The sequence below is a fragment of the Mesorhizobium sp. M0195 genome (assembly GCF_040322115.1).
Taxonomy (GTDB): Bacteria; Pseudomonadota; Alphaproteobacteria; order Rhizobiales; family Rhizobiaceae; genus Mesorhizobium.
This window is the reverse complement of sequence record NZ_JAMYSV010000003.1, coordinates 37,631-58,938: the sequence shown is the minus strand read 5'-3', so window position 1 is coordinate 58,938 and position 21,308 is coordinate 37,631. Positions and strand designations below refer to the sequence as shown.

The 21,308-nt window shown below is 62.4% G+C and carries 18 protein-coding genes; 9 read left to right on the top strand and 9 right to left on the bottom strand.

Translation table 11 applies throughout. The annotated features are described in order from the left end of the window. Window positions 1-9 precede the first annotated feature (9 nt). The gene (locus tag NKJ12_RS08460; protein WP_352702534.1) at window positions 10-1,677 is read left to right on the top strand and encodes a vWA domain-containing protein; all 1,668 of its coding nucleotides are present in this window, start codon (window positions 10-12) and stop codon (window positions 1,675-1,677) included. A 96-nt stretch (window positions 1,678-1,773) separates the two neighbouring features. Here the strand turns inward: NKJ12_RS08460 and edd are convergent, their stop codons facing one another. The 3 genes from edd to zwf all read right to left on the bottom strand — a co-directional run bounded on the left by edd (window position 1,774) and on the right by zwf (window position 5,835). Then, complete coding sequence (gene edd / locus NKJ12_RS08455; RefSeq protein WP_352702157.1) at window positions 1,774-3,597, bottom strand: phosphogluconate dehydratase; 1,824 nt, start codon at window positions 3,595-3,597, stop codon at window positions 1,774-1,776. A gap of 73 nt (window positions 3,598-3,670) precedes the next feature. Then, window positions 3,671-4,384, bottom strand: a complete 714-nt coding sequence (gene pgl, locus NKJ12_RS08450) for a 6-phosphogluconolactonase (RefSeq protein ID WP_352702155.1) — start codon at window positions 4,382-4,384, stop codon at window positions 3,671-3,673. Further along, window positions 4,366-5,835, bottom strand: coding sequence for a glucose-6-phosphate dehydrogenase (gene zwf / locus NKJ12_RS08445; protein ID WP_352472717.1), 1,470 nt, complete (start codon window positions 5,833-5,835; stop codon window positions 4,366-4,368). The genes pgl and zwf overlap by 19 nt, the downstream gene beginning before the upstream one ends. Before the next feature lie 272 nt (window positions 5,836-6,107). On the opposite strand from zwf, the gene NKJ12_RS08440 reads away from it, so the two are divergent. Beyond that, window positions 6,108-6,854, top strand: coding sequence for an SDR family oxidoreductase (locus NKJ12_RS08440; RefSeq protein WP_352508657.1), 747 nt, complete (start codon window positions 6,108-6,110; stop codon window positions 6,852-6,854). 63 nt (window positions 6,855-6,917) lie between these two features. Here NKJ12_RS08440 and NKJ12_RS08435 read toward each other — a convergent pair whose 3' ends face one another. The 3 genes from NKJ12_RS08435 to NKJ12_RS08425 all read right to left on the bottom strand — a co-directional run bounded on the left by NKJ12_RS08435 (window position 6,918) and on the right by NKJ12_RS08425 (window position 10,841). Next, the gene (locus tag NKJ12_RS08435; RefSeq protein WP_352508658.1) at window positions 6,918-7,769 is read right to left on the bottom strand and encodes an SH3 domain-containing protein; all 852 of its coding nucleotides are present in this window, start codon (window positions 7,767-7,769) and stop codon (window positions 6,918-6,920) included. 211 nt (window positions 7,770-7,980) lie between these two features. Next, window positions 7,981-9,267, bottom strand: coding sequence for an NAD(P)/FAD-dependent oxidoreductase (locus tag NKJ12_RS08430; RefSeq protein WP_352508659.1), 1,287 nt, complete (start codon window positions 9,265-9,267; stop codon window positions 7,981-7,983). A gap of 140 nt (window positions 9,268-9,407) precedes the next feature. After that, a complete protein-coding gene (locus NKJ12_RS08425) occupies window positions 9,408-10,841 on the bottom strand; it encodes a glutamine synthetase family protein (protein WP_352475854.1) in 1,434 nt (477 codons plus the stop codon). A gap of 167 nt (window positions 10,842-11,008) precedes the next feature. Between NKJ12_RS08425 and NKJ12_RS08420 the strand changes: the two genes are divergently transcribed. Next, window positions 11,009-11,725, top strand: coding sequence for an HAD family hydrolase (locus tag NKJ12_RS08420; RefSeq protein ID WP_352702532.1), 717 nt, complete (start codon window positions 11,009-11,011; stop codon window positions 11,723-11,725). A 32-nt stretch (window positions 11,726-11,757) separates the two neighbouring features. On the opposite strand, the gene NKJ12_RS08415 is transcribed toward NKJ12_RS08420, so the two are convergent. Beyond that, window positions 11,758-12,147, bottom strand: coding sequence for an ANTAR domain-containing protein (locus tag NKJ12_RS08415; protein WP_352702151.1), 390 nt, complete (start codon window positions 12,145-12,147; stop codon window positions 11,758-11,760). A 429-nt stretch (window positions 12,148-12,576) separates the two neighbouring features. Between NKJ12_RS08415 and NKJ12_RS08410 the strand changes: the two genes are divergently transcribed. Then, complete coding sequence (locus NKJ12_RS08410; protein WP_254819286.1) at window positions 12,577-13,038, top strand: RidA family protein; 462 nt, start codon at window positions 12,577-12,579, stop codon at window positions 13,036-13,038. A 65-nt stretch (window positions 13,039-13,103) separates the two neighbouring features. Here NKJ12_RS08410 and NKJ12_RS08405 read toward each other — a convergent pair whose 3' ends face one another. Both NKJ12_RS08405 and aceA read right to left on the bottom strand, forming a co-directional pair. Next, window positions 13,104-13,346, bottom strand: coding sequence for an SMc00767 family acetate metabolism repressor (locus tag NKJ12_RS08405; protein ID WP_023719402.1), 243 nt, complete (start codon window positions 13,344-13,346; stop codon window positions 13,104-13,106). Window positions 13,347-13,424: 78 nt separating this feature from the next. After that, window positions 13,425-14,714: an isocitrate lyase gene (gene aceA, locus NKJ12_RS08400; protein WP_352702148.1), complete on the bottom strand. Its 1,290-nt coding sequence runs from the start codon at window positions 14,712-14,714 to the stop codon at window positions 13,425-13,427. Between the two features lie 238 nt (window positions 14,715-14,952). Here aceA and NKJ12_RS08395 point away from each other — a divergent pair, with 238 nt between their 5' ends. From NKJ12_RS08395 to NKJ12_RS08375, 5 genes are all read left to right on the top strand, one after another. Further along, window positions 14,953-16,404, top strand: coding sequence for a helix-turn-helix domain-containing protein (locus NKJ12_RS08395; protein WP_352702146.1), 1,452 nt, complete (start codon window positions 14,953-14,955; stop codon window positions 16,402-16,404). Between the two features lie 189 nt (window positions 16,405-16,593). Continuing rightward, window positions 16,594-17,499 carry a DUF2167 domain-containing protein gene (locus tag NKJ12_RS08390; protein ID WP_352702144.1) on the top strand — a complete coding sequence of 302 codons (906 nt, stop codon included), beginning with the start codon at window positions 16,594-16,596 and terminating at the stop codon, window positions 17,497-17,499. A gap of 181 nt (window positions 17,500-17,680) precedes the next feature. Next, on the top strand, window positions 17,681-18,634 hold the full coding sequence (locus NKJ12_RS08385) for a DMT family transporter (protein WP_352702141.1): 954 nt from the start codon (window positions 17,681-17,683) through the stop codon (window positions 18,632-18,634). A gap of 352 nt (window positions 18,635-18,986) precedes the next feature. Continuing rightward, the gene (locus NKJ12_RS08380) at window positions 18,987-20,084 is read left to right on the top strand and encodes a polyamine ABC transporter substrate-binding protein (protein WP_352702139.1); all 1,098 of its coding nucleotides are present in this window, start codon (window positions 18,987-18,989) and stop codon (window positions 20,082-20,084) included. A 75-nt stretch (window positions 20,085-20,159) separates the two neighbouring features. Further along, complete coding sequence (locus tag NKJ12_RS08375; protein WP_352702136.1) at window positions 20,160-21,299, top strand: ABC transporter ATP-binding protein; 1,140 nt, start codon at window positions 20,160-20,162, stop codon at window positions 21,297-21,299. The last annotated feature ends 9 nt before the right edge of the window (window positions 21,300-21,308 follow it).

The window sequence follows — 21,308 nt, the reverse complement described above, 5'->3', positions numbered from 1 at the left end:
AAATATTCGATGGTGGGATTTGTGCGGAGCGCCGCGGCGGCGACCCTGCTGCTGTGGATGACGGGGTTCGGCTTCGCCGCCGATCGCGTCATTATCGTTCTCGATGCCTCCGGCTCGATGTGGGCGCAGATCGACGGCAAGCCCAAGCTCGAAATCGCCCGTCAATCGCTACGGAACGTACTGCAATCGGTCCCCGCCGACGAGGAAATCGGCCTCATGGCCTATGGCCATCGCGAGAAGGCCAGTTGTGACGACATCGAACTCATCGTGCCACCGCAGGCCGGCTCGGCCAGTGCGATCTCAGCCGCGGCCGACAGCCTGAAATTTCAGGGCAGGACGCCGCTGACCGCCGCCGTCAAACAAGCGGCGGAGGCGTTGAAATACACCGAGGGCAAGGCGACGGTCGTTCTCATCACCGATGGCATCGAGACATGCAACGGCGACCCCTGTGCGCTCGGCAAGGAACTGGAGGCTGCCGGCGTCGACTTCACCGTCAATGTCGTCGGCTTCGGCCTGACGGCGGCCGAGGGCAAGCAGGTCGCTTGCCTCGCCGAAAACACCGGCGGCAAATATATCGAAGCGTCGGATGAAAAGGCATTGCAGGACGCTCTCGTCGAGACCGTCGCGCCTCCGCCACCCGCCCCTGAACCGGCTCCCGCCCCGCAGCCTGCTCCCCAGCCGGCGCCCGCGCAGCCGGCGGAGTCCAATTTCGTGCCCACCGTCCTGCTTGCCGAGGGTGGCGATCCCGTCACCGACGGCAATGCCTGGGAGATCTACAAGGCAAATTCCGACGGCACGCGCGGCGATCCCGTCACCACTGAATATGGCGCCTACAAGGGCAATCTTGAGCCGGGCGACTATATCGTCGTCGCACGCGCCGGCGAGGCCAGGGCCGAACAGAAGATCAAGATAGAGCCTGGCCAGGCCGCCAAGCCGCACTTCAATCTGAATGCCGGCACGCTGGTCATCCACCCGCGGCCAAGCGAAGGAGCGGACGTTGACGGCGGCGCGGCTGTCGTAGTCGGCTATCCCGGCGTCGACACCCCGCCGACCTATTACGGCGACACGAAAGTCGTGCTGCCGGCCGGCGACCAGAAGGTGACCGTCACGATCGGCCAGGGCATGGTTACCGAGACGATCCCGCTTGCCGCCGGCAGGGTCATCGACAAGGACGTCATCGTCGGCGTCGGGCGTATCGTCGCCAACGCCTATTATGCTGCCGGCGGCGACAAGGCCGAGGGTTCGGGCGTCGGCTTCAAGGTGCTCCAGGCGAAAAAGAGCGTCGACGGAACCAGGCGGGAGGTGACTTATGCCTACGGTCCGGACAGCAAGTTCGATCTGCCGCCCGACGATTATGTGCTGGTCGCGACGGTCGACCTTGCGGTTGCCGAGCAGCCGTTCAGCGTCAAGGTTGGCGACCATCAGGATCTGAAGATCGCGATGAACGCCGGCATGCTGACGATAACCGCGCCAGGGGCCTCGAAGATCGAGATATTCGAGGCCAGGAAGAACATCGACGGAACCCGCAAGTCGGTCGGCTACGCCTATGACCAGAAGTATGAAGCCACCCTGTCGGCCGGCGACTACGCGGTGGTTTCGGAGAAATCGGACAACAGCTCGAAGGAACGCACAGTCACGGTCAGGGCCGGCGCGCGAGCCGAACTCACGGTTCAATAGATCTAGAACAATTCCAGGAAAAGTGTGGAACGGTTTCCGTCCGGAATTGCGCAGGAGCAAAGAGGGAGAGCAGCGATCGGCCACTCTCCGAAAAGGTCACGCTGTACCGAAGGCGCTGGCGCCATGGTCGGCGCGGCCTACCAACTGCCGGAACCCGGCGAAAAGCTCGCGGCCGAAGCCGAATTCATTGCCTATGAGGTCGCTGTCGGCGGGCCGGCGCAGGGCAAAGTCGCCGGCCGGCACCAGCACTTCGAGAGTCCCGGCCTCGGCGTCGAGCCTGATGATATCGCCGTCATGGATCCTGGCGATCGGCCCGTCCTCCGCCGCTTCCGGCGTCACGTGGATCGCCGCCGGCACCTTGCCTGAAGCGCCCGACATGCGCCCGTCAGTGACCAGCGCCACATGCTGGCCGCGGTCCTGCAAGATGCCGAGCACGGTGGTCAGCCTGTGCAATTCCGGCATGCCGTTGGCCTTCGGACCCTGGAACCGAATGACGGCGATGAAGTCGCCGGTCAGCGACCCCGCCTTGAACGCCTCGTTCAGCCCTTGCTGGCTGTCGAACACCTTGGCCGGCGCCTCGATGATGCGTCGCTCCGGCTTGACCGCCGATGTCTTGATGACGGCGTGGCCGAGATTGCCTGAAAGCACTTTCAGCCCGCCGCTCGGCTGGAACGCCTTCTTGAACGGTGCCAGCACCTTCTCGTTGCCGCTTTGGCGCGGGGAGGCCTCGCGTACGACGCCGCCGTCCGCACCGAGCTTGGCCTCGACCGCGTAGGGGCGCAGCCCTTCGCCCCACACAGTCTGCACATCCTCATGCAAGACGCCTGCGTCGAGCAGTTCGCGGATCAGGAAGCCGAGCCCGCCGGCGGCGTGGAAATGGTTCACATCGGCAAGGCCGTTCGGATAGACCCGCGCCAGCAGCGGCACCGCTTCCGAGATATCGGAGATGTCCTGCCAGGTAATGGCGATGCCGGCCGCCGCTGCCATGGCGATCAGGTGGATGGTGTGGTTGGTCGAACCGCCGGTGGCGTGCAGGCCGACGATGCCATTGACGATCGAGCGCTCGTCGATCATCCGCCCGACTGGCGTGTAGGCGTTGCCGAGCGCGGTGATCGCCAGCGCCCGCTTGGTCGCTTCCCTGGTCAGCGCGTCGCGCAACGGCGTGCCGGGATTGACGAAGGAAGCGCCAGGCGTGTGCAGGCCCATGATCTCCATCAGCATCTGGTTGGAATTGGCGGTACCGTAGAAAGTGCAGGTTCCCGGCCCGTGATAGGATTTTGATTCCGCTTCGAGCAGTTCGGCCCGCCCCGCCTTGCCCTCGGCATAGAGCTGGCGGATCTTGGCCTTTTCGTCGTTCGGAATGCCGGTCGTCATCGGCCCGGCCGGGATGAAGACCGCCGGCAGATGACCGAAGGTCAGCGCCGCGATCACCAGCCCGGGCACGATCTTGTCGCAGACGCCGAGATAGACGGCGGCATCGAACATGTTGTGCGACAGGCCGATTGCCGCGGCCATGGCGATCACGTCGCGCGAGAACAGCGACAGCTCCATTCCGGGCTGGCCCTGGGTGACGCCGTCGCACATCGCCGGCACGCCGCCGGCCACCTGGGCGATGCCGCCGGCCTCGCGCGCCGCGTCCTTGATCAGCGCCGGAAACGTCTCGAAAGGCTGATGTGCCGACAGCATGTCGTTATAGGAGGTGATAATGCCGAGATTCGGCACCCGGTCCCCGCCAAGCGCTACCTTTTCGGAAGGGCTGCAGACGGCAAAGCCATGGGCCAGGTTGCCGCAGGACAGCACGGCCCGGTTGGCGGTGCGGTTCGAGGCTTCGGCGATGCGGCCGAGATAGGCCTCGCGACCGGGCTTGGAGCGCTCACGGATGCGCTGGGTGATGACTTCGATATCGCGTCTTGCGGTCATGGCGGTCGGTCCTTTCAGGCGAGGTCCCGCAAACACCTTCCGGCTGTTGCCGGGACCTGCAGCCAAGTTGAGATCAGGGTGCCCAGAAAACCTCTACGGGCTTTTGAGTGGCATCGAGCACGGCGCGAATGGGCTTTCGTGCTCCAGCTCCAAGCGCGGCCTCGAATGCGGTGCGTTTTTCCGCGCCCTCGATGTGCAGCGCGATGAAGGCGGCATTGATGATCCGCGCCAGTGACAGCGTCAGCCGTGGCTCGCCGGCACTTGCCGCGTGAACCGGAAGCACGATCCTTTGCGACGACGGATCGAGCAATCTTGCCAGGTTGTCGGCATCCGGAAAGAACGAGGCGGTGTGGCCATCAGTTCCCATGCCGAGCACAACGACGTCGAGTGGCCAGGGCAGCATTTGCAGCGCCTCACTGTCGGAGACCGCTGCACCCTCGATCGTTGCCGCGGCGTGGTAGAGCGGCACGAAATTCGCGGCGGCGGCCGCGTTCTGTAGCAGGTTGGCGGCAACCAGACCGGCATTAGAGCGCGGCGATGAGGGCGGCACGAAGCGCTCGTCGACCAATGTTATCGTCACCTTTTCCCAGGCGATCGGAACGGTCGAAAGCGCCGTGAAGAATTTCGCCGGCGTCGTGCCGCCCGAGACCGCAAGCAGCGCCGTGCCGCGCTCGGCGATCGCCTTTGACAGACGGCCGGCGACGTGGCCGGCAAGCGCTGTCGCCAACTCCTGGCGTCCGGCAAATTCGTGCCAGTTGTAGGCGCCGCCTAATTGCTCTCGTGCCATGTCCGCCCGTCGCGTTCGATCAGCGCAATCGAGGCCGAGGGGCCCCATGTGCCGGCGGTGTAGCCTTGCGCCTCTTGCCTGCCGCTTTCCCAGGCGTCCTGGATCGGGTCGATCCATTTCCACGCCGCCTCGACCTCGTCGCGGCGCATGAACAGCGTCTGGTTGCCACGGATGACGTCCATGATCAGCCGCTCATAGGCATCGGGGGCGCGGCCGTCGAAGGATTGCGCAAAACTCATGTCGAGCGGAATCTGGCGCAGCCGCATGCCGCCCGGCCCCGGATCCTTGATCATGATGAACTGCTTGACGCCCTCGTCGGGCTGCAGCCTGATGACCAGCTGGTTGGCGGAAATCGGCCCGGCGCTCTCGCCGAAGATCGAATGCGGGATCGGCTTGAATTCGATGACGATCTCCGAAACGCGGGTCGCCAGCCGCTTGCCGGTTCGGAGGTAGAACGGCACGCCCGCCCAGCGCCAGTTGCCGATCTCGGCCTTGAGCGCAACGAAAGTCTCGGTGTTGCTGTTCTTGCCGAGTTCCTCGACATAGCCTTTCACCGGCCCGCCGGCCGAGGCGCCGGCACGATATTGCCCGCGCACCGTGTGCTTCGGCGCTTCGTTGCCGTTGATGCGCTTCAGCGCCCGCAGCACCTTCAGCTTTTCGTCACGGACGGCATCGGCGTCCATCGACGACGGCGCCTCCATCGCGACCAGGCAGAGCAGCTGCAGCATGTGGTTCTGCACCATGTCGCGCAATGCGCCGGCCTTGTCGTAATAGGTGACGCGGTCTTCCAGGCCGACCGTCTCGGCCACGGTGATCTGCACATGATCGACATTGGCGGAATTCCAAAGCGGCTCGTAGAGCGCGTTGGCAAAGCGCAGCGCCATCAAATTCTGAACCGTCTCCTTGCCGAGATAGTGGTCGATGCGGAAAATCTGGCTTTCATGGAAGTCGTCGCCGACCAGGTCGTTGAGCGCGCGCGCCGAAGCGAGATCGCGGCCGATCGGCTTTTCCAGCACGATGCGCGAATTCGGCGTGATCAGCCCGTGCTCCTTCAGCTTGTGCGAGATGTCGCCGAACAGCGCCGGCGCCACCGCCAGATAGAAAGCGCGGATGTGTTCGCTGTCGCCGATCGCCTTCTTCAGCCTGTCGAAGCCCGCACCTGTGGTTGCATCTGCCGGGATATAGGAGAGCCGCGCGAGGAACGTCTTCAGTTCCGTGGCGTCGATATCCTCCGGCTTCACATGATCGGCAATCGCCTGCCTGGCGAACGACTGGAATTCCTCGTCGGTCATCTTCGAACGTGATGTGCCGATGATGCGCGTCGGCTCGGAAAACTGGTGGTCGCGCTGCCGGTGATACAGCGACGGCAGAAGCTTACGTTCCGACAGGTCGCCGGTGCCGCCGAAAATGATGAAGTCGAAGGGGTCGACGGGAATGATCTGGCTGGTCATGGTCTGTCCGCTGTGACGCCGGTCGCGATAACGGGGCTGATATAATCTAATCGATTTAAATTTGCCAGTGCCATTGCGTCACATCCGCGTGTGCTCTTGACACGGGCGCTAGCCGGAGGCTTGTCGGCAAGCGATGCTTCCGGAGCCTTCGCAGGTGCAGCATAGTGCCGGATGGCAGCGAAAGCCAAAGGAGAAATCGTCGATGAACGCACATCTTTCGATGGCCTGGCCAAAGGCGTCGTCGATCGCCTTCAACGATGAGTGAGAAAAGCATGCGCCTGCAAAACAAAGTCGCCATCATCACCGGCGCTGCCTCGGGCTTTGGCGAGGGCATTGCCAGGCGCTTTGCCGAGGAGGGCGCGCGGGTGGTCGTCGCCGATCTGAACGCCAAGGGCGCGGAGCGCGTTGCCGGGGAGATCGGCGAAAAGGCGATCTGGACCCAGACCGACGTCTCGCTGCGGTCCGAATTCGACGACATGGTCCATGCCGCAATGAGCGCCTTCGGCCGCATCGACATCATGGTCAACAATGCCGGTTACACGCATCGCAACGGTGACCTGCTGGAAGTCGACGAAGCGACCTTCGACCTGATCACAGCTGTCAACATGAAGGCGATCTACCACGCAGCGCTTGCCGTGGTGCCGGTCATGGAACGGCAAGGCGGTGGCGTCATCCTGACGACGGCCTCCACGGCCGGTATCAGGCCGCGGCCTGGCCTCACCTGGTACAACGCATCGAAGGGCTGGGCGATCACCGCGACCAAATCGATGGCGGTGGAACTCGCGCCGAAGAACATCCGCGTCAACTGCCTCTGCCCAGTTGCCGGCGAGACCGGCATGCTCGCGAAATTCATGGGCGCCGACACACCCGAGATCCGCGAGAAGTTCCGCGCATCGATCCCGCTCGGCCGGCTTTCGACGCCGCTCGACATTGCCAATGCCGCGCTTTGGCTTGCTTCGGACGAAGCGGCTTTCATCACTGGCGTGGCGCTGGAAGTCGACGGCGGACGTTGTATTTGAACGGCCGGGTCCTCAGGCGCAGGACTGGCTGATGGCGAGCCACCCGCGATCGCTGTGCCGGCCTTACGCCCCGGTTTTGACGTAGCTCTTGTACACCCAGCCGCGCTTGCCGTTGTAGACGATCTGGCACCATTGCTTGCAGCTCACCACCTGCACCGAGGTCTTGGCAGGCACGGTGAGAATGGCGGCAGCATTCTTCTTCGGGCCGATCCGCATGGTGACGGATCTCAGGATGCGTCCGGTACCCGCAGTATTGGTTTTTTCGGATTTTGCCTTGGTACCGTCGGCGTCCTCACTCGCGGACTGCGCCGCCGGCAGTTGCGGCTTGGGTGTGGGGATGGCGGCGGTCTGAGCACCGTCAGGCCCTGTGCTTTTCGTCGAGCTGCCGGGAGCCGCCACTTTGGCAAACAGTGCCGCAGCGTCGGGCTTCGCTGCCGGGTCAGCAAACGCCACCGCGGCGGACGATTTATCGGCCGCCTGCTCGGTCTGGCTTGCCAGTTGGTCGGATGCTGCCGTGGCGGCGGCCGATGCCGTCTTTGGCCCCGTCCAGCGCGGATCGTTGGGAGCCAGCGCCGGTATCTCGGCTTCCGCCGCGGCAACCGCCGGGGAAACCGCATCTGCCTTGCCCGTCGTCCGCGGCGCCGCAGCGACCTTGGCAGGCATGATCTTCGTCGTCTTGACCGGGATGGTCGGAACGATCTGCTCAGGGCTTGCGGCCGCTTGTCGCTCATTTGCCGGCAATGCCAGCCACAGTGCCACCGCGGCAACGCCGAGCAGTGCGGCCGTGCCAAGCGCGGCGATTACCAGATGCGCGTTCGACCGGACCCCATGCCAGAACGTCGGCCGCATATCGTAACCGAATTGCATCGCAAGGCGCCGTCGTTCCGGCGCGCCGAAACTGAAGGGCTCTTTCACTCTTGCCACCTCCATTTGCGGGCCGATGTTCTTACGACCCCTTGCCGGAGAGCCGGCATTTCGGTCGGCATCGGTCCCAAACCAAAAGCGGGCAAGCCCGCAAAATTCCCCGTTCAGCTGCCCACGAGCATCATCTTTCGCCCGCGATTGTGGCATCACTGCGCCCTTGGCGGGAATTCTGCGCCCAGGTTAAGGATTCTGCAACGTCTGGTTAAATCCTGTCCCGCAACGCGTACCAGTTGAGCGCAAGAAAGAGCAGTGGCGCGCGCAAACGCCGGCCGCCGGGGAAGGGAGGAATTTTCAGGTCCTCGATCAGCTTCAGCCGGTCGCGGTTGCCGGCGACCGTCTCGGCATAAAGCTTGCCGAAAAAGTTCGACAGCATGACGCCATGGCCGGAATAACCGCCGATCGAGATCACATTGGGCATCACTTCGCGCACGAACGGCTTTCTCGGCACGGTGATGCCGACATAGCCGCCCCAGCCATGGGTGATCTCGACGTCCTTCAATGAGGGATAGATCTCGGCGATCTGCCGGCGGATGTGGATGTGGATGTCCTTGGGATCGTTGACCGCGTAGATCTCGCGCCCCCCAAACAGCAGCCGCCCATCCTTCGATTTGCGGAAATAGCGCACGACGAAGCGCGAATCGTCGACGGCCTCGCCACCCGGCAACACTTTGGAATCGGCTCCCAGCGGCACCGTTGCACCGATGAAGGAGCCGATCGGCATGATATGCGCGGCACTCACCGGTTCGAGCGTGCCGCCATAGGCGTTGACCCCGATCAGGCATTTAGCGGCGGTGATCGTGCCCTTCGGCGTCACAACCCTGACCTTGCCGCCGCCGGAGGTGATGCCGGTCGACGGCGTCTGCTCGAAAAGCTTTGCGCCGGCCTGTGTCGCGACTTTCGCGGTGCCGATCACCAGCTTCAGCGGATGGATGTGGCCGGTGCCGGTATCGCGGGTGCCGCCGAAATAATGCGTCGAGCCGAGCCGCTCGGCAGTCTCCGCGGCATCCATGAATGAGATGTGCGGATAACCGAACCGGTTTGCCATGATCTCGGCATGAGCCTTGTAGTCGTCGACATAGCGCTTCTTGTGCGCCACCGACATTTGGCCGGGCATATAGTCGATCTCGATCTGGTTCACCGCGGCGAAGTCGAGCAGATGCGCCTTGGCCTCTTCGGCCAGGTCGAACAGCGCCTTGGCGCGGGAAAAGCCGTATTCCGCTTCCAGCTCCTCTGCCCAGGCCCGCTGTCCGGTGCCGAGCTGGCCACCATTGCGGCCGGATGCGCCATCACCGAAACGATGCGTTTCGATAAGCACGACATCTGAGCCTGTCTTGGCGAGGTGAGCCGCCGCCGACAGGCCGGTAAAGCCGCCGCCGACGATCACCACATCGCATGTCCGGTCGCCGTCGAGCGCCGGATATTCGGGCCTTGGCCCGGCGGTGTCTTCGTACCAGGAGCGGCCGGGGGAGATTGGGGATTGGTAGGGCATGATGCAGCCAAGGCTCGGAGATTTTTGCAGAGGCGGAGAGAAATAGTGAGTAGTGAGTAGTAGTTGGTGAATAGGAACGGACAGTAACGGTCTTGGTGCGATCCAGCCCCGTTCACTACTCACTAATGACTACTCACTACTCACACATTCAGCAGCAAATACTCCCTCTCCCACGGGCTGATCACTTCCATGAAGGTCTCGAATTCCGCTCGCTTGATCGCCGCATAGGTCGCTGCGAAGGATTTGCCGAGCAGTGCGCAGAGTTCCTCGTCGGCCTCGAACAGGTCGACGGCTTCGAGCAGGCTGCGCGGCAGGTCGATCTGGTCCTCGTTGGCGGTCGTCAGAACCGGCGGCTCGGCCTGGATCTTGTTGGTCATGCCGATCAGCCCGCAGGCGAGCGATGCCGCCAGCGCCAGATAGGGGTTGGCGTCAGAGGAGGGAATGCGGTTTTCGACGCGCCGCGCCGCCGGGTCGGAGCGGGGCACGCGGAAGGCCGTGGTCCGGTTATCGTAGCCCCATTTGTTGTTGACCGGCGCCGAGGCCGACTGCGTCAGCCGCCGGTAGGAATTGACGTAGGGCGCAAACATCACCAGCGCGTTCGGCACATGTTTCTGCATGCCGCCGATGAAGTGGAAGAAGGCGTCGGTCTCCGAGCCGTCCTCCGCCGAAAAGACGTTCTTGCCGGTCTTCTTGTCGATGATCGACTGATGGATATGCATGGCGGAACCGGGCTGGCCCTGGATCGGCTTGGCCATGAAGGTGGCGTAGATTTCGTGCTTCAGCGCCGCCTCGCGGATTGTGCGCTTGAACATGAACACCTGGTCGGCGAGCTCGATCGGATCGCCGTGACGCAGATTGATTTCGAGCTGGCCGGCGCCCTCCTCGTGGATCAGCGTGTCGATCTCCAGGCCCTGGCTTTCGGAGAAATGATAGATGTCGTCGATCAGTTCGTCGAATTCGTTGACCCCGGCGATCGAATAGCCGGCGCCGCCGCCGATCGGCCGCCCGGAGCGCCCGACAGGCGGGGTGAGCGGGTAGTCCGGATCGGGGTTCTTGCGCACCAGGTAGAACTCGATCTCAGGCGCCACGACCGGTCTCAGCCCGCGTCTGTCATAAGCAGCGAGCACGCGCTTCAGCACGTTGCGCGGCGTGAACTCGACCGAGCGGCCGTCCTGGTGGACGAGGTCGCAGATAACCGCCGCCGTCGGGTCCTCCTCCCACGGCACCACGGTCAGCGTCGAGAGGTCAGGCATCAGCTTGAGGTCGCCATCGTCCTCCGGATAGTGGAAGCCGTTGCCGTCCTCCGGATAGCCGCCGGAAATCGTCGTCATGAACACCGCCGAAGGCAGTGCCAGCGAGGTATTGGAGGTGAATTTCTTCGATGGCATCATCTTGCCGCGCGCAACCCCGGCCTGGTCGGGCGTGATGCATTCGATGTCTTCGATGCCGCGCCATTCCAGCCAGGCGCTGACTTCCTTCCAGTTCTTGACGCCACGTTGGTTTTTCACGAAGGCAGGCGTGCGGGCACGTCCTCCGCGGCTCGACGGACGGACTTCCTTTTTTGCAGGCGGCATCAATCACCAGATTTGTTGCAGATTGTGGAGTATAGCCGTTGCCGACGACGGAAGGGAAGGGGAGCCGGCGGGCGTGCGCCTCGATAATCGGGGAAACACAACGACTTCCGGATAAAAGCTTCCTGGTCTAGGGTCGGCCTCCCGCAACGCTGCAATTAATGGGCCGCATGCAACACAGCCGCAAACTGACGACGATCGGCTTCGACGCAGATGACACGCTGTGGCAGAATGAACAGTTCTTCCGCATCACCGAGAAGCGCTTTGCCGCACTGCTCGCCGATCACGCCGAGGAGGACCGGATTTCAGCAAGGTTGTTGGAGGCCGAGAAGCGCAACCTCGCGCTCTACGGCTTCGGCATCAAGGGATTTACGCTGTCGATGATCGAGACGGCTATCGAGGTCACTGAGGGCCAGGTGCCGGCCTCAACCATAGCCGAAATTCTCGACGCGGGCCGCGAGATGCTCAGCCATCCGATCGAGCCGCTTCCGTATGCGCGCGAGACCGTGGAAAAGCTGGCCGGCGCCTACCGCCTGGTGCTGATCACCAAGGGCGACCTGTTCGACCAGGAACGCAAGCTGGCGCAATCCGGACTGGGAGAGCTGTTCCATGCGGTCGAAATCGTCAGCGACAAGAACGCTGCCACCTATAGCCGCATCTTCAGCCGCCACGGCGATGGCCCGGAAAAGGGCATGATGGTCGGCAACTCGCTCAAATCGGACGTCGTGCCGGCCATCGAAGCCGGCAGTTGGGGCATCCACGTGCCGCATGAACTGACCTGGGTGCTGGAGCATGTCGAGCCGCCGGTCTCAGCACCGCGCTTTCGCCAGATAGCCAATCTCGGTGAACTGCCAGGCCTGATCGAGCGTATCGGCGAGATTGATTGATCAGGTCTGCGGTCGGCGCGTCGCCGTAGAGGTCAGTTGCGGCCGACCCCGACCAGCCGGTCAATCACCGGCTGCAGCCGTTCGGTGGTGATCGGCTTGACGACCACCGCATCGACGACGCTCGACAGGCCCAGGCTCTCCGGAGTGCCGGTCTTGACCGAAAGCAGGATCACCGACGGAAGCGATCTGCCTGACGCCCTTCGCAGTGCATCGATACCCGACAGCAAGGCGTCGCAGTCCCCGTTCTCCGCGCCGCCGTCGAGAACGACAGTCCCGGGTATCCGCGCGTGCAAGGCCTTTGCCGCGGTTTCGGGAGTTTCCGAGATCGGTTTGAGGCCGGACCGCTCCACGATTTTTGAAACCACGACGCGGTTGATCGGTGATTTTCCGACCACCAGCACCCGCGAGAAATCCGGCAGCATCCGCGTCTCCATGTCCCGGCTAACGAAAGGCGGCTGTTTTGCAGGCTCGATATCGCGATTCGCTGGGCACATGGCGGGGCAGGCCGTTGTTCAACATTTCAATGCAGGGTTGAAACTCGAGAGTTAATTGGCGTGAGATCACTGCTCATGTCAAGCTCAAATGGCATATCAGGAGAATATCGCAAGAAACATTAAAATTAAAATTAAGTGCTTTCTTTGTCGCCGCCCGAAGGAGAAGTTGCCACCACAACCGGGCAGGCTCCAGTTAACTTTAGCTTTGCAGCGCGAACGCACCAACTCGCAGCCGTAGCCGGGTTGACGAAAGATTGGATGAAGCGAGGCAGGTCTGTCGCGAGCTTGTCGTATCGTCTCGGCGGACTACCCTTCCTCGTTGGCTAAGCACGTCTCTTTGATCGACGGGAGATGACAATGGAACTCGTGACTCACAAGAAATTCAAAAATGGCCGGTTGATGCCGTGGGGAAAGGGTACGGTCGTTACCGGCGCAAAGGGATTTGTCTACCTTTCCGGAAACACCGCGACCGTCGAGGACTACGATCCGATCGGCAAAAGCGGCGGCGGCGCCGTCGGCGGTGCGGCCGCGCAGTGGCGCGAAATTCTCACCAACATCAAATCAGACCTGGAAGAGCTTGGCACTGCGCTCGACCATCTCATCAGACTGACCTTCTTTGTTAAGGGGCCATTTCCCGATGGCGGCGTTCTGAGCTCTCCCAATTTTCGCCTGGACGTCCTGGACGAATTCTTTGCCGAGCACTGCCCGAAGCACTGCAGCTACAACAACCCGCCGCCCTCGGAAGTTATCGGCGTTGCAGCACTTGCGCAGCCTGATCTTGTCATTGAAATCGTTGCACTAGCGGCTCTGCCGGACTAGGCAGAGCCGCGGCGTGCGGCGTCCGATAACATGCGCTCAAAAAAGGCGCGGTGCGGTAGAATTCATCAGTCGTGGCTCCGTTGCGTGACGATGACCGGGATCAGCAGGTCGCCCCAGTTGCCGTCGCCGCCATGGTGCCGTGCCGAGCGCACCAGTTCGACCGAGACGCCGGCCTCGACCGCCTTCATTACCGACTGATTGAGCCTGTGCAGATCGTTCGCCAGCATTCGGATGGTCGCCTGCTGGTCGACATTCATGCTGGTGGCCTGCTCTTCGGCCCGTTCCTTGACGCGGCTTATCGATGCCATTGGTCTTTTCCCTGTGTTGCCATGCCTGTTGTGTTGCCATGCCCGTTTGGGCGTTCCCTCTGTTTGTCTGCTATTCCGTTATTCCGCCGCCGGCCTGAATTGGGCGTGCTCGGTCGATCCATGCATGGCCGTGGTCGAAGACTGGCCACCGGTGATCGCCATCGAGACGGCGTCGAAATAGCCGGTGCCGACCTCACGCTGGTGCTTGGTGGCGGTGTAGCCATTGGCTTCCGCGGCGAATTCCGCCTCCTGCAGTTCCGAATAGGCTGCCATCTGCCGCTCCTTGTAGCCGCGGGCGAGCTCGAACATGCCGAAATTGAGCTGGTGGAAACCGGCCAGCGTAATGAACTGGAACTTGTAACCCATGGCGCCGAGTTCCTTCTGGAACTTCGCAATCGTCGCGTCATCGAGATTCTTCTTCCAGTTGAAAGACGGCGAGCAATTATAGGCAAGCAGCTTACCTGGATGATGCTTGCGCACGCCCTCGGCAAACGTCCTGGCCTGCGCCAGATCGGGCCTGGAGGTCTCGCACCAGATCAGGTCCGCATAGGGCGCATAGGCGACGGCACGGGCGATGCAGGGCTCGATGCCGTTGCTGACATGGTAGAAGCCCTCCGCCGTACGGCCGGCGCCATAATCGACGAAGGGCCGGTCGCGTTCGTCGATGTCGGAGGTAAGGAGCTTTGCCGCTTCCGCGTCGGTGCGGGCCACGACCAGTGTCGGCGTGCCCATGACGTCGGCGGCAAGGCGCGCCGCGTTGAGATTGCGGATGTGTGCGGCGGTTGGGATCAGCACCTTGCCGCCGAGATGGCCGCATTTCTTCTCCGAAGCCAGCTGGTCCTCGTAATGGACGCCGGCCGCACCCGCCTCGATGAATGCCTTCATGATCTCGAAGGCGTTGAGCGGCCCGCCGAAGCCGGCTTCCGCATCGGCGACGATCGGCGCGAACCAGGTGTCGACCGATAGCCCCTTGCCTTCGCAAGTCTCGATCTGGTCGGCGCGCTGCAGGGTGCGGTTGATGCGCTTGACCAGTTCGGGCGCCGCATTGGCGGGATAGAGCGACTGGTCCGGGTACATGGCGGAAGCGGTGTTGGCATCTGCGGCGACCTGCCATCCCGACAGATAGATCGCCTTCAGCCCGGCCCGCACCTGCTGCATCGCCTGGTTGCCCGACATGGCACCCAGCGCGTTGACGAAATCCTCTTCATGGATGAGCTGCCACAGCCGGTTTGCCCCCATTTCGGCGAGGCTCTGCCGGATCTGCACCGAGCCGCGCAGCCGCTTCACCTCCTCCGGCGAATAGGGCCGCTCGATGCCATCAAAGCGGCCTTGCGGCGCCGACGGGACAAGGTTGTAAAAGTCGGTCATTGGTCACTCCAGGCGGGTTTGATGCCGGTTTTCGGATGGCGTCGCAGAGGGAAAAATGTGTGCGCCATGTGTGACATCATTTACACGCCGGCACGACGCAAGCGAGGTAAACCTCCAGATTAGCCAGAAAATAAGGGAAAACCTGTGTTGTGTTTGACTAATGGGAGCTGTAAATCTGTCATGATTGTAAAGGCCGCCATGCCATCGGCGGATGTAAATTTCTGTCAAGGGCAGTCGATTGGCCGACCATAAAATCTTCGCCGGGCCGCGCATTCGTCGCATCCGCAACGCCAAGGGGCTAACCCAGACGGCGATGGCCGAAGGGCTTGGCATCTCGCCGTCCTATCTCAATCTCATCGAGCGCAATCAGCGGCCGCTGACGGTGCAGCTGATCCTGAGGCTGGCATCCGTCTACAAGGTCGACCCGCACGAACTGCAAGGCGAGGCGCGGGGATCCCTGGCCGATTTGAAGGAAGTGTTTTCAGATCCGTTGCTGGCCGGCGAACTGCCGGGCGACCAGGAACTCATCGAGCTTGCCGAGGCGGCGCCCAACGCTTCCGCCGCTGTGATAAAACTGTTTCGCGCCTATCGCGAGCAGGCCAAGCGATTATCGGATCTCAACGAGCTGCTCGCGCGCGAGGGCAAGGCCACCGCACTCTCCGGTGCCCGGCTGCCGATCGACGAGGTGCATGAGATTTTCGAACGCCGGCCGAATCATTTTGCCGCGCTCGAAGAGGAAGCCGAGGCATTCACGTCGGTGCTCGATCCCGGCGACGATCTGTTCAGTGCGTTGAAGGCTTGGCTGCGGCGTGAATTCGGCATCGTCGTCAAGGTACTGCCGGTCGCCACCATGCCCAACTGGCGCCGTCGCTATGACCGTCACTCGCAACGCCTGTTCCTGTCCGAGCGCCTGTCGCCATTCGATCAGCTGCGCGAGGTGGCTATGGAGGCCTGTCTGATCCGGATGAGCGTCGCTGTCGCCGCCGAGATCCAGGCGCTGAAGCTGACCACGGACGAAGCCCGCCGGCTGGCGCGTTTCGAGCTCGGCCGCTATGCCGCGCACGCGCTGATGATGCCCTATCAGCCTTTTCACGCCGCTGCGGTCCGCACCCGCTACGACATAGACATGTTGCGGTCGCGCTTCGGCGTTTCCTTCGAGCAGGCGGCGAACCGGCTGGCCACGCTGCAGCGGCCGGGTGCGTCAGGTGTGCCGTTCTTCATGCTCGAGGTCGACAGTGCCGGCAATCGCTTCCGCAAGGCGGGCAGCCACGGCTTTCCGCAAAGCCGCTTCGGCGGCGGCTGTCCGAGGCTGCCGGTCCATGCCGCCTTCGCCCAGCCCGGCCAGATCCTGGTCGAGGCGGTGGAAATGCCCGACGGCGCAGCGTTTCTCTGCATTGCCCGCACGCTCGAGGGGCCGCAGGGCTCGTTTGCCGAGCGGCCGCGCCGCACCGCGCTGCTGCTCGGCTGCGACATCGGTTTTAGCGACGAGGTCGTCTATGGAGCGGCGTTGCCGAGGCCCGCCGCCATCGGCAAGACCGGACAGAGCGCCACGGCGACGGCGACGCCGGTTGGCCCTGCCTGCCGGCTGTGCGAGCGCATCGGCTGCCTCGCCCGCGCCGAGCCACCCGTTACACGCCCGCTCGGCCTCGATGAGATGGTGACGGGGCTGTCGGCATTCGATTTTCAGTGATCCGGCTCCAGCAATATTGCGGCTGAATCTTCGACCGAAGAACCTCATCTGTTCCTGCGGCGGCAACCAGTAAGCTGGTTGTTGTCGGCCAAAATATTGGTTCAGCCAAAATATTGATTCAGCCGAATATTGATTCAACATTGACAGTACGGTATCAAAAAAAAGAACTGCGCAACGGTCGGGGGATCAATGATGGGCAGGACAGTTTTTTGGCTTGGCTTGGCGCTCGCGTTTTCGGTGGCCGATCCCGCATTGGCTGAAAAGTCCTCGGATTTCTTCAAGTCCTATCAACAGTATAGTGATGCCGGCAAGGCGTTCCTGGACAAGATCGATCCGAAGACCGGCGCGATAAATCTTGCCGAAGGCATCCATCTCGATCTCAAGGACAAGTTCTATTTTCTGGACAAGAAGGACACGCTCACCGTCCTCACCGAAGCCTGGGGTAATCCGCCCGACTCTGGTTCTGATGCCCTCGGCATGATCTTTCCAGTCTCCCATGATCCCATTGCCGATAACAATTGGGGGATAGAGCTGCGCTGGGAAAAGATTGGTTACGTCGACGACAGTGACGCCGCGTCCATCGATTACAATGAACTGCTGCGCAATATGCAGTCAGACACTCTGTCCGGCAACGATCAGAGGGTAAAGGATGGCTACGCGCCCATTACGCTGATCGGCTGGGCGTCGCCGCCGGTTTATGACGCGGCCCACAAGCGCCTGCACTGGGCCAAGGAGCTGCAATTTGGGAACGATGCCGCCCATACGCTCAACTACGACGTCCGTTTCCTTGGCAGGGAGGGCGTGTTCGTGATGAGCTATATCGCGACGGTGGAACAATTGCCGGAGATAAGGCAAAGCCTGGATGAAGTGCTTGGCCTCGCGGACTTCAATACTGGCAAGACATACGCCGATTTCGTGCCGGGCGTCGATACGGTTGCGGCGATTGGCGTCGGTGGCCTGATTGCTGGAAAGCTGGCGGCGAAAGCAGGTTTTCTGGTCGTGGCGCTGATCGCGCTGAAAAAGTTTGGCCTGCTCCTGCTGGTTCCGCTGGCCGGTCTCTGGCGCTTTATCCGCGGCAACAGGGGCACGTCCTAAAGCCATCGTCGACAGGTCGCCTCGGATCATCGCCGGGCGAGGGCGAGGGCCCTCATCAGTGCGCCAAACGGAATATTGAACTGGATCACGCCCGGCCTTCTGCTTTGCGTTACGCGAATGAGGCACGTCTCTGTCGTCCATTGCACGTCGTGCTGCTCCGAATTCGCCGACAGTCGCACCCATGATCGATACCGCATCATCTCCGGTTGCCGCCTCGCCGATCGTGTCGCCGCAAGGGGAACGCGTCGGTTTCCTGCTGGTGTTCCTGTCGGCGCTGATGTGGAGCTTTGGCGGCACAATTGCGCGCTTCATCGACAACACTGACAGCTGGACGGTGGTGTTCTGGCGCTCGGTCTGGGCCGCTGCCTTCCTGCTCTGCTTCATGGTCTGGCGCGACAGCTGGCGTGGCACGCTGAAGCTGTTTCGTGGCATGGGCCTGGCTGGCCTTGCGGTGGCGTTCTGCTTCGCCACGGCCTCGACCTCTTTCGTCGTGGCGCTTGCCTATACCACCGTCGCCAACATCCTGTTGATGCAGGCCGGCGTGCCGCTTCTGGCGGCGCTGTTTGCCTGGGCGCTGTTTCGCGAACGGGTGGCGGTGGCGACCTGGTTGGCGATTGCCGCCGTCATTGCCGGCGTCGCCATCATGGTGTCGGAATCCCTCGATGGCGCGGTATCGCCGATCGGCGACGGGCTGGCGCTGCTCATCGCCGTCATGTTCTCGGTCGCCACCGTCATCACGCGCCGCTTTGCCCATGTGCGCATGACCCCGGCGACTTGCCTCGGCACGATGCTGGCGGCCGCCTTTGCGGCATCGCAAGTGTCGGCCCTCGGCGTCTCGAGCCACGATATGGGCTTTCTCTTTGTCTTTGGCGTGATCAATCTGGGACTCGGCCTCGCCTTCTTCGCCACCGGCGCCCGGCTTGTTCCGGCCGCCGTCGCGGCGCTGCTCGGCACGTTCGAACCGATCCTTGGCCCGATCTGGGTCTGGCTCATCCATTCCGAGGTGCCGTCGGCGCGCACCATCGTCGGCGGTGGGGTCGTCGTCACCGCGCTGCTCGTCCATATCGGGCTCGAATTCAAGCGTCAGACGCGGCCCGCGCGAGCGGGCGTCACCGGTGTGCCGTCGCCTAATTGATGCAGCGCACGCGTCAAAGCGAGATGGACCATTGACAATGTCGCGGCCGCGCGGGCAGGCTGCGATCACGGCAACAACAAGACAGGCGTATCTTGCCAAGTCTCCATGCCGGCCGCATCGAGGCCGGACAACATCGTCGTCTTCCTGCCCGCGCCGTAGCGAAAGCTTCCGACGGCGCCGGAACACCAGCAACGCCACGCCAAGTCTTCGCTGTCGCCTCGTCGCCGAACCATAATGGCGCCGGCAATTCGCGCTTGTCGCCTGCCTGCAAGCCCAATACCCTGAAGCAAATGCCCAGCCGCGCGAACGCCGCGACGAGCTGGCGACGGAACACTCATCAAAGGAGAATAGCATGACCCGCAAAGCGCTCTGGCTTTCGGCGACTTCGGCGTTTCTGGCAGTTTTCACCCTAGGCGCGCATGCCGAGGATCGCGTCGTCAACGTGTTCAACTGGTCGGACTATATCGACAGTTCGATCATCGACGACTTCACCAAGGAAACCGGCATCAAGGTCGTCTACGACACTTTCGATTCCAACGAGATCCTGGAAACGAAGCTGCTCGCCGGCGGCAGCGGCTACGATGTCGTCGTGCCGAGCGGCAATTTCCTTGCACGCCAGATCCAGGCGGGTGTGTTCCAGAAGCTCGACAAGTCGAAACTGCCGAACATTTCCAATATGTGGGACACGGTCATGGAACGGACCGCCAAATATGATCCCGGCAACGAATATTCGATCAACTACATGTGGGGTACTGTCGGCATCGGCTACAACATCAAGAAGGTGCAGGCAGCGCTCGGCACCGATAAGATCGACAGCTGGGACGTGTTCTTCAATCCCGAAAGCCTGGCCAAATTGAAGGACTGCGGCGTCTATGTGCTGGATTCGCCGGCCGACATCATACCGGCGGCATTGAAATATCTGGGCCTCGACCCGAACAGCACATCGCCCGATGACATCGCCAAGGCCGAAGAAACATTGCTGAAGGTCCGGCCCTATATCCGCAAGTTCCACTCGTCCGAATACATCAACGCTCTTGCCAATGGCGACATCTGCCTGGCGGTTGGCTGGTCGGGGGACGTCTTCCAGGCCCGCAACCGCGCCGACGAAGCCAAGCAGGGCGTCGAGATCGGCTACTCCGTGCCGAAGGAAGGTGCGCAGATGTGGTTCGACCAGATGGCGATCCCGGCCGACGCGCAGCATGTCGCCGAAGCGCATGAGTTCCTGAACTACATGATGAAGCCCGAAGTGATCGCCAAATCGTCGAACTATGTGCTCTACGCCAACGGCAACAAGGCTTCGCAGCAGTTCATCGACAAGGCGATCCTGGAAGATCCGGCGATCTATCCAGACGCCGCCACCTTGCAGAAGCTCTACACCGTCTCGCCTTACGATCCCAAGACCCAGCGCATCATCACCCGCACCTGGACCAAGATCGTCACTGGCCAATAACAATCTGAGCCAGGCCCCGGCAGCCGGCTGCCGGGGCCGCTTTCTCATGGGGCAAGCAGCAGGACGGAGTGGGACATGAAATCGCTTGGCAGTATCCGCAGGGATTTCGCGCCATGGAACGATCCGAACGCCAAGCCATACATCCAGTTCGACAACGTCACCAAGAAATTCGGTGAGTTCACGGCGGTCAACAACCTGTCGCTGACCATCTTCGAACGCGAATTCTTTGCCTTGCTCGGCGCCTCAGGCTGCGGGAAATCGACGCTGCTCAGGATGCTTGCCGGCTTCGAGGAGCCGACCGCCGGCCGCATCCTGCTCGATGGCCAGGATCTGCGCGGCATTCCGCCCTACCGGCGGCCGGTCAACATGATGTTCCAGTCCTACGCCTTGTTTCCGCATATGACGGTCGAGAACAACATCGCGTTCGGCCTCAAGCAGGAAGGTATGGTCAAGGCCGATATCGAAAAGCGCGTCGCCGAGATGCTGAAGCTGGTCAAGCTCGAGCAGTTCGCCAAGCGCAAACCGCACCAATTGTCGGGCGGCCAGCGCCAGCGCGTCGCGCTCGCGCGCTCGGTGGCAAAGCGCCCGAAAGTCTTGCTGCTCGACGAGCCGCTTGGCGCGCTGGACAAGAAGCTGCGCGAGGAAACCCAGTTTGAGCTGATGGACCTGCAGCAGAATCTCGGCCTCACCTTCGTCGTCGTCACCCATGACCAGGAAGAGGCGATGACGATGGCCGACCGCATCGCCATCATCGACAAGGGCGAAGTGATGCAGGTGGCGACACCGGCCGAGGTCTACGAAGCGCCGGGCTCGCGCTTCGTCGCCGGCTTCGTCGGCAACGTGAATATGTTCGACGGGAGGATCGCGGCTGGCGAGGCCGGCAGCGCAAGCATCGATGCCGGCAACGGCATCACCATCCGAACCGAAAACGCCGGCAGTGCCGCCGCCGGGACATCCGTCACCTTCGCCATCAGGCCGGAGAAGATCAAGGTGTCCTCGACGAAACCCGCCGGTGCCGTCAATGCCATCCAGGGCGAGGTCTACGATATCGGCTATCTCGGTGACATGACCGTCTATCACGTCAGGCTGGATGATGGTCAGGTGGTGCGGGCAAGCACCATGAACGCGGCACGCCTCACCGAGGATCCGCTGAGCTGGAACGACCGCGCCTGGATTTCCTTCCGCCCTGACGCCGGCGTCGTGCTGACACGGTAGGGATTGATC